This window comes from Pseudomonas sp. NPDC088368, assembly GCF_044753445.1.
Classification (GTDB): Bacteria; Pseudomonadota; Gammaproteobacteria; order Pseudomonadales; family Pseudomonadaceae; genus Aquipseudomonas; species Aquipseudomonas bambusae.
On sequence record NZ_JBIVNG010000002.1, the window covers coordinates 444,362 to 458,150 of the forward strand.

The following is a 13,789-nucleotide window of genomic DNA, read 5'->3' on the forward strand; positions in this document are numbered from 1 at the left end:
CCGGGTATTACAAGGTTTGAATAAGCAGATTGACGGAAAATTCCTTGAGCGCTGCGCTGAGCGACAATTCCTTGTTGTCTGTGACTGTAGCTTGCGCGAAAAGTCCCTTCCAATTTGGATTTGAATCAGCGAACGGCAGGAGGATTCGTGTATCGCCCCAATGTGCTGCATTGATGAATGGAGTTTGCGCAGTGCCCAATAGTTCAGCCGGCAAACGTGGTATCACAACGATAGCCCGCAAATCCTCCTTTTCCCGGGCAAATGCAAGGACGTGTGCGGCGTGTTCGCCGACCACTTCCAACGGTTGATAGCGGCCCTCAGTGAACAGTGTCGGATAGAGATTGCGCAACCTGAGCACCTGCGCGATCAACGCCTGTTTGATGCGACCGTCCTGCCACTGGGCAAGCAGCTCGGCGGACGTCGTGAAGTCACTCAGCGCGCGTTGGCGAGCGGGGTAATCCACCGGACGACGGTTGTCAGGGTCCACCAGGCTGAAGTCCCAGAATTCAGTGCCCTGATACAGATCAGGAACACCGGGCACGGTCATGCGCAGCAAAGTTTGCGCCAGACTGTTTAACGCCCCGGCAGGCGCGATGCGGTTGGCGGTGGCACCGATGGACTGACGCAAGGCGACGGTGTCCGGGCTCAGCAGCAACTGCTGGAGAAACTCGCGGCAGGCGCTCTCATAGGGCTCGTTCGGCGCGCTCCAACTGCTCTGCAATTTGGCTTCCCGCAGGGCTTTTTCCTGCCATTGCGTGAGGCGTTTGGCGTAGTCCTCGAAGGCGTCTTCACCCTCCATGTTCAGCGGCCAACTGCCCAGAATCGCTTGGTAAAGCATAAGCTCGTCGCCGGGGCTGATCGCCTGATCGCCCTGCTTCAGGGGTGTCGATAACTGCTGCCAGCGCTCCACCTGTTCGGCATACCAAGGCGCCACTTCGCTGAGCACCGCCAGACGAGTCCGGGTGTCTTCGCCGCGCTTGTGATCATGGGTCGCAGTGGTCAAGAGATTGTCCGGAAAGCTTGCACCGCGAGTGATGCACACCTCGTGAAAGGCTTCGGGCGGTGCACTGAAATGTTGCGGATGAAAGCCCACATCGTTGCGCGACAAGAGCACGGCGGAACGATAGAACGAGGTGTCTTCCACCGACTTTGCAGCCACCGGCGAAGTCAGTTGCTGGAAGCGATTGCAGGCCTTGCGGCGCATCTCACGCAACGGCCCGCTCGGGTAATCCCGCAGGCTCTCGCCACCCAGCCAGCGGGCCAGATAATCCAGCACCGGCCAGTCGCCCTCGTTGAGCATTTCACGTGCACCGGTCATGGCTTGCTGGAAATACCGCTCGTCCTCGGCCGAGCGTCCGCACGCGGTGATGTAGGTGCGATAGACCGGGAAATTGCCCACCAGCGCCAGCAGCGCACGGCGGATGGCGTTGAGGGTCAGGTCGCGACTCATCACGTCGCTGCGGGCCACCTGTAACAGCGCTTGTGCCAGGTTCTCGAAATCGCCCGCCAAGGTGCCGTGCAGCACCAGGTCCCGCGCTTCGAGCACTTCCTGATTGAAGTCCGCCGTACGGCCGCTGATGCGGCTCCACAGTTCGCCAAGGACTTCTTCGCCCTTTGGATCATGTTGAAGCAGCGACACCTGGTTCATGAATTCATAACCGGTGGTGCCGTCGACGTTCCAGTCGGTGCGCACCTGCTCGTCGGAACCGAGAATCTTCTCGACGAAGATCGGCACATGGCTCAGCTCGGTGCCTGCCGGACGCTGGCTGAGCAGGCTTTCGACGCGGCGATGCAGCTTGCGGCAGTAACCCCGAGGGTCGGCCAGGCCATCGATGTGGTCGATGCGCAGGCCGTCCACCAGGCCCTCTGCGATCAGCTGGAAGATCTTGCCGTGGGTGGCCTCGAACACCTGCGAGCGCTCGACCTTGAGGCCGCCCAGCTCGTTGATGTCGAAGAAACGCCGCCAATTGATGTCGTCCCCCGCCGTACGCCAACTGGCGAGGCGATAGTCCTGGCGTTCCAGCAACTGATGAAGCCGTTTGAAACCTTCCGGGTCCTTGCCATCGAACTGCTTCAGGCCGTGTTCGATGGCGTGGATCAGGTCGGGTTTTTCCTTCACCAGCACCGCCAGTTCGGCTTTGGCAGCCACGGCCAGATCGTAGGCGTCGCGACTTTCATCCAGTGCAGAAAAGCGGCTGGCCAGGGCGTCCAGTTCAGGGCGTTCGGCCGCCTTCAGCAGCGGCGCGTAGGTGCCCGGATTGATCGGGAAGTGATGCTGATAGTGCTCGACACGGAAGCTGCCGTGCTCGGCATCGAACAGCAACGGCACGTCACCGTTTTGCAGCACGGTGCCGTAATCGGTGCTAAGGAAGGGCAGCAGCAATTGGCCTTTGAGCAGCGGGTCGGGGGAATTCCACTGGATGTCGAAGAACTTGGCGTAGGGGCTGCGTTGCCCCCATTCGATCAGGTCCAGCCACCAAGGGTTATCGGCGCCGCCAACGGCCATGTGGTTGGAGACGATGTCGAGAATCAGCCCCATGCCATGCTTGCGCAGCTCGGCCACCAGACGCCGCAGCGCCGCCTCGCCACCGAGTTCGGGGTTGATGACGCGAGGGTCGACCACATCGTAGCCGTGCATCGAACCGGCGCGGGCCTTGAGCAAAGGTGAGGCGTAAACGTGGCTGATGCCCAGTTCGGCGAAGTAGGGGACCAGTGCGGTCGCGTCATCGAGGGTGAAGTCTTTGTGAAATTGCAGTCGCTGGGTCGCGCGCAGTGATTTGAGGGGTGAGTTGACTGGGTGATTCATTGATCGCGCTCCGCGGCCTGTTGACGTGCTGCGGCAAGGATCTCCAGACGACGCGCCGCGTTGGCGTTGTCCAGCAATGAGGCGGTGTCGCCGGGCAAGCGTCGACGCCAGTTGGGGTGGCTGTCGATGGTGCCCGGAAAGTTGGCCTGCTCTTCGATACCCAAAGCGTCTTCGATGGGCAGCAACACCAGTGGGGCACGGGTGTGGCCCAAATAGCGCACGCTGCCATCGATCACATCGCTTTCATTGCCGAGCGGGGCGTGCTCATAGTTAAGCTTCAACGCGGCACGCAATCCTTCGCGTTCACGCTCGCGCTCACCCCGCCAGCGGCGCTCGGCCTCGTCGTCGATATGGCCCAGGGTCTTGTTCCACTCGATGTCCAGCTCACTGAGCCAACCGGTCAGCGTCGGCAGGTCGTGGGTGCTGGTGGTGGCCAGCGCGTCGTCGGACCATTTGATGATGGGCTTGAAGTGCGCGTTGTCCTGTTCGAACAACAGCACGCGCATGCCGAGAATGCCGCGGGTCGAGAGTTTTTCGTGCAGGCCATCAGGCACGGTGCCCAAGTCCTCGCCGAGGACCACGGCCTTGTGGCGCCACGATTCCAGGCACAACAGGCGCAGCATGTCGTCGATCGGATAATTCAGGTAGGCACCTTCACTGGGCGGAGAGCCTTCGGGCACGACCCACAGGCGTTGCAGTCCCATGACGTGGTCGATGCGCAGGCCACCGGCGTGGGCGAAGTTGGCGCGCAGCATTTCGATGAAGGCGCGGAAACCGTTGCGTTTCAAACCGGTGGGCGAAAACGCGGAAATACCCCAGCTTTGTCCTGCGCGGTTGAGGATGTCCGGGGGCGCACCGACGGTCAGAGACGACAGCAATTCATCCTGACGGCTCCAGGCCTGACTGCCCGCACCGTCGGCGCCCACGGCGAGATCACCGATCAGGCCGACACTCATGCCGCTGCTGCGTGCGGCCGTCTGGGCGCGTTCGAGGCCACGGGCGATCAGCCATTGGGCGAAGGCGTGAAAGCCGATCTGTTCGCGATGGTCGGCGGCGAACGCCTCAATGACGCCACTGCGCGGATTCTTGTAATCGTCCGGCCATTCATGCCAATTGCCGCTGATGCCGAGCACGTCGCACTGGTCGCGCAGGGCCTCGAAGCGGCAGTGGTTTTCCAGCGCTTCGCCACCCGCGTGGCGAAAGCTGTTGAAGTCCTGATGAAGCGGGTGGTCGCTGGCGATGAACGCTGCGTACAACGCTCGGTACAGTTTCCATTTGGCCGCCGCTGCGGCGGGCCAGTCGATCAGTGACAAGTCCTCCAGACGCTTGAATTCATCCGCCAGCCCTGTTTCTTCCAGGGCTGCGCGCACGGCACGCTCGCCCAGAATCGTGCCCGGCGCGGCATACAGTGCGTTGAGAAACAGGCGGCTGGACGGCGAGTAGGGACTGAAACGCTCGCTGTCGTTGGAGAACATCGCGTGCACCGGGCTGATGGCGATGGCTGCGGCGCCGCGCTCACCGGCCGAGCGGGCGAAGGTTTCCAGCGCCTGGGTGTCGCCGAAGCCGCCATCGCCTTCGCGGCGCAAGTAATACAGCTGCAAGGTCAGGCCCCAGGTACGAGGGACGCTGACGTCCGCCGCCATGGCCAGGGTGTAGGCAGTTTTTGGCGCGACGGCGATCGTCAGGTGTTGGCCTGCAATCGCCAGCTGCTGGTAACCCACCGTGGCCAGCGCGGGCAGTTCGGCCTTGGCGGTGAGCCTGGCGTCCAGACGCGATCCGTCTTCCAGCTCCAGCACGAACGGCGTTTCGGGCTTGAACCATGCCGACAGGTCGAGGTTGCTGCCGTGGTCGACGGTCAACAGCGGTGGCGGGGTGGTGGAGAGGCTTTGTGCCTGCAAGCGTTCAAGGCTGGCAGCGATGTGTTCGTCGTTCTCGGCGGGGTAACCCAGCCCGTCGAGGACCTTGCGCAGGACCTCGGGGCTGACGCGCTGCGGTCGTGCGTTGGCGTCCTTCCAATCGACTGACAGCCCGGCTTCGGCTGCCAGCATTTCCAGTTGCTCATTGCTCATCCTGTTCCTCCACAACGTCACGCGATATCAGGCTGACAATGGCCGTGTAGGGATTGAGGGTGCCGCGCGAGGAAAGTTCTGCCGATTTTGGGTGGGACTCATGCAGCACGTGCTGCACGCTGTATTCGTCGACTTGCACCGCGTGCTCGCTCAGGTTCAGGTCGATGCGCAGGACCTGTCCGTCGCCCAGTTGCCAGCGTGCGCTGACCGCCTTGTCGGCGAGCACGTCTGCACCCAGGGCTTTGGCGCCCTCCAGCCGAGGCACGATGTGCTCGCGACGAATCGCCAACAGCTCGCGGTACAACGCTAGCCAGCTGCGGTGATCCTGGCCCTTGTCGGTTTCCAGCAGCAAGGCGTCGAAAGCCGGGCGCGAGGCCTCGAAGGTCTTCAGCGCATTCGGATCAGGGATCTGCTCACGCTTGGCCGGGTCGGCGAACGCCGCGAAGTCCGCGAACTCCCCCCGGCGACCTTCGCGCACGGCGTCGGCCAGTTCGTCGTGGAAGTCAGTGAAGAACAGGAACGGCTCACTCGCGCCCCATTCATCGCCCATGAACATCAGCGGGATCATCGGCGACAACAGCAACAGCGCCGTGGCCGCTCGCAGCGCGTGTGGAGGGCTCAACTGAACGAGGCGCTCGCCCAGCGCACGGTTGCCGATCTGGTCGTGGTTCTGCAGGAACAACACGAACGAGGTCGGCGACAAATGCGCGCTTGGTTCGCCCCGGGCGTGGCCGTGGCGGGTGGGCTCGCCCTGATAGACGAAGCCTTCGCCCAGCAGGCGTGCCAGCTTGTGGGTTGGCTGTTCGGCGAAGTCGGTGTAGTACGCGTCGGTTTCGCCAGTCAGCAACACGTGCAAGGTGTTGTGGCCGTCGTCGTTCCACTGTGCGTCGTAGCCCTGATCCATGCGATGGGCTTCGTTGAATTCGTTTTCCAGCATCAGCCACACGTGACGGTCAGGCGCGGTTGCCTGACGCACCCGTTCGGCCAGTTCCTTGAGGAAGGTCGGGTCTTCGATGGCGTGCACAGCGTCGAAGCGCAGGCCGTCGAAGCGGTAGTCCTGTAGCCACATCAGCGTGTTGTCGATAAAGAAGTCCCGGACTTCGCGGCGCCGGAAATCGATGGCGTCGCCCCACGGTGTCTTCTTGTCGCTGCGGAAAAAATGCTTGGCATACGCACCCAGATAGTTGCCATCCGGACCGAAGTGGTTGTAGACCACGTCCAGAATCACGGCCAGACCCAGACCGTGGGCCGTGTCGATCAAGTGCTTGAGTTGTTCCGGTGTGCCATAGGACGACTGGGGTGCGTAGGGCAACACGCCGTCATAGCCCCAATTACGATTGCCGGGAAACTGTGCGATGGGCATCAGCTCGATGGCGGTGACGCCGGTGTCGGCCAGATGCCGCAAGCGTTGTTCGACGCCCGCGAAGCCGCCGAGCGCGCCGACATGCAATTCATAGATGACGGCTTCGTGCCAGGGCCGTCCGCGCCAGGCATCGTGCCGCCAGCGGTAGGCATTCTGGTCCACCACCTGGCTGTAACCATGCACCTCGCTGACCTGAGCCCGGGAGGCCGGGTCAGGCACATGAAGGTCTTCGTCGATGGTGTAGCGATAGCGCGTGCCCGCCGGGCATCGAGCTTCGAGGACGAACCAACCGTCCTCTTGAGGCAGCAGGGCCAGTGACGGCCCATCCTCGATCTCGACGCTGACGTAATAGGCATCCGGAGCCCAAAGGGCAAACCGAGTGTGTTCGGGATCTAGCAGGACGGCGCCGTGGCGCCAGTTCTCATCCGTGCGCGAAGGCATCCGTTACCCCTTTTTCAATTCATCGATCAGTAATGCAGTGCAGCGCCCACGTTTTTCTTCAACAACTCCTGATAGAGGTCGGCGTAGGGTTCGACCGCTTTGTGCCAGTCGAACGGCGCAGCCATCGCACGGCAGCGCATCGCGTTAAGCAATGTAGGACTGGCGAAGACGTTAAAGGCGCGGGTGAGCGCTTCGGTGTAGCTTTCCACCGTGGATTCGTCGAACAGGAAACCGGTGCAACCGTCTTCGATGGTGTCTGCGAGGCCGCCGGTACGACGTGCCACCGGCAACGAACCGAAGCGCTGCGCGTACATCTGGCTCAGACCGCACGGCTCATAGCGCGACGGCATCAGCAGGAAGTCGCTGCCCGCGAACATGCGACGGGCGTCGGTTTCGTTGAAACCGACCCGGACGCTGACCTGGCCCGGGAAGCGGGCGGCGAGGGCGCGCATGGCGTCTTCTTCATCCGGTTCGCCGCGACCAATGATCGCGATCTGTCCACCGTTGTTGACGATGTATTCGGCCACGCCGATGGTCAGGTCCAAACCCTTCTGATACACCAGACGCGAGACCACGGCGAACAGCGGGCCCGTTGATGGCTCCAGCTCGAACAGCTCGCGGACGTAGTCGGCATTGATCTCCTTGCGCGTCCATTCATTCGGGGCGAAGCGGCAGATCAGGTGTTCATCGGTGGCCGCATCCCAGCTTTCGTCGATGCCGTTGGGAATCCCACTGAGCTGGCCGCGATTGGCCTTGCTTTGCAGGAAGCCTTCCAGACCGCAACCGAAATCCGGGGTGGTGATTTCCTTGGCATAGGTCGCGCTCACGGTAGTGATGTGGCTCGAATACGCCATACCCGCCTTGATGAACGACAGCTGGCCGTAAAATTCCATGCCATCCGGACCCAGCGCGGAATCGGGAATGCCCAGCTCGCGGCTCGACGCCACGCTGACGAAACCCTGATACGCGAGGTTGTGAATCGTGAAGATGCTTGGCGTGGTCTGGCCGCGCCATTTCATATACGCCGGTGCCAGACCCGCAGGCCAGTCGTGGGCGTGGACCAGTTCCGGGCACCACTGGGTTTTCACCGCGCCCGCGGCGAAGTCGGCAGCGGCCAGGCCCAGACGGGCAAAGCGAATATGGTTGTCGGACCAGTCGCGCCCGTGATTGTCGCCATAAGGCGTGCCTTCGCGCTCGTACAGCTCCGGGCAAATCAATACATAAATGACGAGACCGTCTTTCATGTCCATCCGGCCGATCTTGCAAGGCGGGAGCGCGGCGTGCCCGCTGAGTTCGCTGATGATGTGAATCGGGTTACCGCTATTGATGACCTGTGGATAGCCGGGAATCAGCACGCGTACATCGTGAAGGTGGCGCATGGCGCGCGGCAGTGCAGCAGACACATCGCCCAGACCGCCGGTTTTCACCAAGTCGGCCATTTCCGACGTCACGAACAGGATCTTTTTCCTGTTCGCCATGGAGATCCCGGGTTGTACAGGGGGCAGTTGCAGCACAGGTGCGCTCGTCGTTGCGAAGACCGGCAGATGGGTCAGCTCGCTGGCCGGCTGATTAAAACTCTCTCCCTTCTGGGTTTTGACAGCGGCACTAATCATCGTTTTCTCCCATTCGATACGCAGTGTTGGTACAGCACTTGAGTTGTAAAAGGCCATGTCCTATGGCCAGGCACACAAGACCTACGCAAAATCGATACCCATTTACCGACTGCATAAGTAAGGACAGGGTGAAAGCGGCCTCTGTTTGGGCTTCATCCGGTAGCATAGGCGCTCTAATCAGCTGACCCAGGGCATTTGTAGAAGTTTCGACTTTTTTTCCGGGAAATGTCTGGCCTGCGGGATGGCAGCTTTTTGTAGGAAAAATTTCACCTCGCTACAGAAATTCCCTGACCGCGGAATGCGCCGTTCTGGCGCACATTTTTCTCCTGAACAGTACCGACGACCGCTGGTCGGATTGTTCGACAATCCCTCTGCGGCGCCTTGGAAGCATAGCCGCGCGGTGATTTTTAGCGACCGCGCTTCATGAAGTTTTTGTTGTCGCCATTTCTCGGTGCAACACAGCCCGAATCTCGTGCGTAATTGAGAAAAATCCTACTTTTGTACCGGGAATTTTTGGTGCGCTGCACGGTAGAATCCAACCCACGCGGCAGAAGGCCTTCGATCTTCTGTCTGTTCCCCCCTGAGTTGTAGAGGAAGTCAATGCAAGCCCCTGAGGTTCTGGTCCTGCAAGCCAGCTATACCAATCCGGTCCACGCAGAAGCCATCGGTTTCCTGATCAATCAATATGCCGAAGACGCCATGGGCGGCGGCGAGTCGCTGTCTCAGGACGCCCGTGAACAGCTGGCGCTCGAACTGGCCAAGCGTCCTCACGCGTTCAGCGTGTTGGCGTTCATCTCTGGCGAGCCGGTTGGGCTGGTCAACTGCTTCGAAGGGTTCTCCACCTTCGCCTGCCGTCCGCTGGTGAACATTCACGATGTGGTGGTCATCGCGTCTGCCCGTGGTCTGGGCATCAGCCAGAAGATGCTGGCCAAGGTCGAGGAAATCGCCCGCCAGCGCGGTTGCTGCAAAATGACGCTGGAAGTGCTGGAGGGCAATGAAGTCGCGCAGGGTGCTTACCGCAAGCTGGGGTTCTCGGACTATCAGCTCGATCCGAAGATGGGCAAGGCGCTGTTTTGGCAGAAAGCGTTGTAAGCACTCTGCAAGCCCTCGCCGGATACCCATCTGTGGGAGCGAATTTATTCGCGATAGGCCGGTACATTCAACACGGATGTGTCGGCTGTACCACCGTTTCGCGAATGAATTCGCTCCCACAGGTCTGTCGATGACCAGGCCGATGCCGATCCGGTCGCAGGTTTAAATCGTGTGCAAGGTGTTGCCCCGGCAACACCATCCAAAACATTTGTAACAGTTCTATCCTGTAAGACAATTCAGCGAGCGATGTAGGATCGCCTCCCGTATTGATTTCAGGATACTCATGTCACTCTCACTGGAACCTCCCAGTTGCCGATCCCGCTCCCTGAACCCGGATCTTCGTCACTCGTTTCTCTGCGCCGACCGGCGCCTGTTTTCAAAGACCTTCATTTGTCTCGGCTCCCTCACGCTGACGCCGGGTGTCGTCGTGTCCGGCGCTCAGCCGCTGAAAAGGAACCATTGACCCATGGAATGGCTTGCGGACCCCACGGCCTGGCTGGGCCTGTTGACCCTGATCGTCCTTGAACTGGTATTGGGCATCGACAACCTCGTATTCATCGCCATCCTCGCCGACAAATTGCCCCCCGAACAGCGTGACAAGGCACGGGTGCTGGGGCTGTCCCTGGCGTTGATCATGCGCCTGGGTCTGCTGGCGAGTATTTCGTGGATGGTGACGCTCACCGAGCCGCTGCTCGATGTGTTCGGCAAAAGCTTCTCCGGCCGCGACTTGATCATGCTGTTCGGCGGGGTGTTCCTGCTGTTCAAGGCGACCATGGAACTGCACGAACGACTCGAAGGCCATGTCGCTCAGCATTCGGGCAGCACGACGTACGCACTGTTCTGGCCCATCGTCGCGCAGATCGTCGTGCTCGACGCCGTCTTCTCCCTGGACGCGGTGATCACGGCGGTCGGCATGGTGGACGAGTTGTCGGTGATGATGATCGCGGTGGTGTTCTCCATCGGCATCATGATCATTGCCAGCAAGCCGCTGACGGCCTTCGTCAACGCACACCCGACGGTGATCATGCTGTGCCTGGGTTTCCTGATGATGATTGGTTTCAGCCTGACCGCCGACGGCCTTGGGTTTCATATCCCGAAAGGCTACCTGTACGCGGCGATCGGTTTCTCGATCCTCATCGAGGTGTTCAACCAGGTCGCGCGTTCGCGTCGCAAACGCAGCCTGAAAGGCAACTTGCCGCGCCGCCAGCGCATGGCCCACGCCGTGCTGAGGCTGTTGGGGGGACGCAAACCCGCTGTCGAAGACGTGGGTGAGGACATCGCCGACATGCTCGACGGTGATGGCGATGTCGACGAAGCCATTTTCGACCGCCGTGAGCGGGTGATGATCAGCGGCGTGTTGCAGCTCGCGCAAAAGCCGGTCCGCAGCGCCATGACCGCCCGCAACGACGTTGACGTGATCGATCTGTCGGATGACGAAGCGACTATCCGTCAACGCCTGATGGCGTCGTCCTACTCGCGCCTGCCGCTGATTCGTGAGGGGCGCGTAGAAGAACCTCTGGGCTTCGTGCATAAAAAGGAACTGCTTAACGCGTTGCTCGCCGAAGAAGTGCCGAACCTGGAACGCGCGGCGCGCCAGGCCCTCAGCGTGCTCGACAGTTTTTCGGTCCTCAACGCGCTGGATCAGATGCGTGCGCAATCGACTCACATTGCATTCGTGGTCAACGAGTTCGGCGACTTCGTCGGCATCCTCACCATGACCGACATCCTTGAATCCATTGCAGGCGAACTGCCGGACGCGACCGAGGCCGAGGGGCCGGGCCTGGTCGAGGAGGGCGAGGGCGTGTTGGTGAACGCCGCCATGAACCTGACTCACCTGCGCGAACGCACCGGTTTCAAGGCACGTGCTACCGAGGAATATCAAACGCTGGCCGGGCTGATCATGAGCCTGCTTGACCGGTTGCCGGTCATGGGCGACGAGGTGCAGTGGGAGGGGTGGAATCTCAAGGTGGTTGAGGTGCAAGAGCGGCGGGTGACCCGCGTGCTGATGCGCAAGACGTCCGTCTGATCAGGGCGTTTGAATAGACGCTTATAACGCTTATAAAAAGAAGGCCTGCATTGCGCAGGCCTTTTTTCTGAACGGTGGTTACTTGTTCGCCACTTCCGGCATCGGCGCCTCTTGAGTCGCGGCTTTTTCCATGCCGGCGAAGTCACTCAAGCCTTTCTGCGCATAAGGGTCGCCAATCAGTCGAGGGCGCGCCTTGAAGTCCAGGCTGACCAGGCTCTTCGTCGAGTCCAGCTCGTCGAAGCTCAGGCCCGCCAGTTGCGCCCAGGTGTGGATCAGGTTCGAGCTGGAATAAGGACGGCTGTGGATGCTGTCGAAGCTCCAGTTGTGGGTTTCACGCCATTTTGGCGACGCATAGGCAATGAACGGCACCGTGTACATTGGAATCGTCGGTTTGCCCTCGTTGCGGCCCAGCGTGTTGTGCCCTGGCGAGTCGTAAACGTCTTCGCCGTGGTCGGACAGGTACAGCAGGAAGCCGTTCGGGTCCGCCTTGCTGTAGGTCTTGATCAGGCTCGACACCACGAAATCGTTGTACAGCACCGCGTTGTCGTAGCTGTTGTACATCTCCAGCTTGCTGTCATCGATGGCCGCAGGCACGCCGTCACGACCGGTGAATTTCTCGTAGGTTTCCGGGTAGCGGTACTGATAGGCCATGTGCGTGCCCAGCAAGTGAACAACGATCAACTTGCGCGGGGCGGCATCGGTGAGGGCCTTGGCGAACGGCTCCAGCACGTCGCCGTCGTACTGGCGAGCGTTCTGATTGCGGTTGTTGTTCAGGTAGACCTGCTCGTCCGCCTGCTCGGAGAACGTGGTGAGCATGGTGTTGCGCTTGGTCATCGTCTGCTGGTTGGTGATCCAGAAGGTTTTGTAACCCGCTTGCTTCATCACACTGACGATGGACGGGGTCTTCAGGTAGAGGTCCGGGTTTTCCTCGTCGGCGAAGGTCAGCACTTGCTGCAACGCTTCGATCGTGTACGGGCGCGGGGTGATGACGTTATCGAAGACCTGCAGCTCACTTTTCATGGCGTCCAGGTTCGGCGTGGTCTGCCGTGGGTAGCCATACAGATGCATGCGGCCACGGTTGGTCGATTCGCCAATGACCAGCACCAGCGTGGTCGGCAGGCCGGCCTGTTGATCCTTGAGGTTTTTCAGCGGCGGGATATTGCTGCTGGTGGTGAGCATGTCCTGCATGCTGTCCAGTTGCTGGGTGTAGCGGTGGTACGCCACCAGCATCTGCCAGGGCACGGCGGGTTCGATGCGTGATTCGAAGGCTTCAAGGCCGGCAGCCGTCGTGTCGAAGCGTGACATCTGTTTCGCGAGCGGGTAGCCGATGATCGCCACCAACAGCGCAGTGGCCACGACCCAGGCACGGCCACGGGGCATGTACACCGGGCGCAGGCGGGTCCAGAGGAAAATCGCAAAGGCGGTGTGGGCGATGAACGCCAGTACGATCCACCAGGCGAAGTACTGGGTCATGTACTCGCCCGCCTCAGAGATGTTCGACTCGAACATGATGAAAATGACGCTTTGCGAGAATTCTTGCTGATAAATGAAGAAGTAGCCCAGGCTCGCCATGGAGCAGGCCCACAGCACGACACCGATGACGGCAGCCATGACACGGGTCTTGCCAGGGAACAGGAACATCGGCGCCAGCCAGATACCGCTCATCAGGAACGCTTGGCGAAACCCCGCGAAGCCAGTGATGCCGGTCAGTTGGATCAGCAGTTGGGTGATTCCGGAAAAGTACCAGAAGAACAGGAAAAGCCAGGCCACGCCGGCCCAATCAAAACCCTTCGGAGTGGGGGTGCTCCGTTTCATCGTTGCCATCAGGCGCTCCAGCTATGGATCTGTCGAGCGGCGCGATGGGCCGCCTCGTTTTTGCAGCGGGGCGTCGCGCAGGCCATGAACGACCGGCGTACGTTCCGCAGAGGTGCGGGAGTATGGTGTGGGTGAGGTGAAAAAAATGTGAGACAGCGGGAGACGACATGTAAACCCGGTCAGGACGGGGATTTTGAGCAGGGTTGGAACGTTACGGAATGTGTCGGGTCGGAAAAATGACGGAAAGTTCGTCGACTGAGAAGACGTAAGGCGGGGAAGGGTCAGGCGAAGGGATCAAGCGTGAAGGCAAGCCAGCAAATCGGGCTTGCCTTATTGGGTGAAGCGCGGGGGATCAGGCGTGAAGGGCCGTGCCGCTGGCGAGCTGAGCGTGTTGCAGCATCAGGGCCATCTGGGCGACTTTCTTTTGCAGCTGGTCACGTTCTTCGCGGAGCTGACGCAGCTCATCGCGACGAACGGTAACGTACAGAGTCTGTGGAATGCTTGCCGGTAGTACTGTGCCCATTGCTCACCTCGCAAATGGCGGATTCAACTTCGTAAGGTTCA

8 protein-coding genes are annotated in these 13,789 nt (G+C 60.7%); 2 read left to right on the plus strand and 6 right to left on the minus strand.

Going from position 1 to position 13,789, the window contains the following annotated elements; translation table 11 throughout:
* Positions 1-7: 7 nt before the first annotated feature.
* The 4 genes from ACIQAL_RS05465 to glgA are packed head-to-tail and all read right to left on the minus strand — an operon-like array spanning position 8 to position 8,292.
* Positions 8-2,806, minus strand: a complete 2,799-nt coding sequence (locus ACIQAL_RS05465; protein WP_401143315.1) for a malto-oligosyltrehalose synthase — start codon at positions 2,804-2,806, stop codon at positions 8-10.
* Positions 2,803-4,875 carry a 4-alpha-glucanotransferase gene (gene malQ, locus ACIQAL_RS05470; RefSeq protein ID WP_401143317.1) on the minus strand — a complete coding sequence of 691 codons (2,073 nt, stop codon included), beginning with the start codon at positions 4,873-4,875 and terminating at the stop codon, positions 2,803-2,805. The genes ACIQAL_RS05465 and malQ overlap by 4 nt, the downstream gene beginning before the upstream one ends.
* Complete coding sequence (gene treZ / locus ACIQAL_RS05475; RefSeq protein ID WP_401143320.1) at positions 4,865-6,679, minus strand: malto-oligosyltrehalose trehalohydrolase; 1,815 nt, start codon at positions 6,677-6,679, stop codon at positions 4,865-4,867. The genes malQ and treZ overlap by 11 nt, the downstream gene beginning before the upstream one ends.
* Before the next feature lie 26 nt (positions 6,680-6,705).
* Positions 6,706-8,292, minus strand: a complete 1,587-nt coding sequence (gene glgA / locus ACIQAL_RS05480) for a glycogen synthase GlgA (protein WP_401143323.1) — start codon at positions 8,290-8,292, stop codon at positions 6,706-6,708.
* 600 nt (positions 8,293-8,892) lie between these two features.
* Between glgA and ACIQAL_RS05485 the strand changes: the two genes are divergently transcribed.
* Together ACIQAL_RS05485 and ACIQAL_RS05490 are read left to right on the plus strand one after the other, a co-directional pair.
* A complete protein-coding gene (locus ACIQAL_RS05485) occupies positions 8,893-9,384 on the plus strand; it encodes a GNAT family N-acetyltransferase (RefSeq protein ID WP_401143326.1) in 492 nt (163 codons plus the stop codon).
* Between the two features lie 466 nt (positions 9,385-9,850).
* Positions 9,851-11,410, plus strand: coding sequence for a transporter associated domain-containing protein (locus ACIQAL_RS05490; RefSeq protein ID WP_401143328.1), 1,560 nt, complete (start codon positions 9,851-9,853; stop codon positions 11,408-11,410).
* Between the two features lie 78 nt (positions 11,411-11,488).
* Here the strand turns inward: ACIQAL_RS05490 and ACIQAL_RS05495 are convergent, their stop codons facing one another.
* Together ACIQAL_RS05495 and ACIQAL_RS05500 are read right to left on the minus strand one after the other, a co-directional pair.
* Positions 11,489-13,234 carry a phosphoethanolamine transferase CptA gene (locus tag ACIQAL_RS05495; RefSeq protein ID WP_401143330.1) on the minus strand — a complete coding sequence of 582 codons (1,746 nt, stop codon included), beginning with the start codon at positions 13,232-13,234 and terminating at the stop codon, positions 11,489-11,491.
* A 343-nt stretch (positions 13,235-13,577) separates the two neighbouring features.
* On the minus strand, positions 13,578-13,748 hold the full coding sequence (locus ACIQAL_RS05500) for a DUF6026 family protein (RefSeq protein WP_401143333.1): 171 nt from the start codon (positions 13,746-13,748) through the stop codon (positions 13,578-13,580).
* Positions 13,749-13,789: the final 41 nt, after the last annotated feature.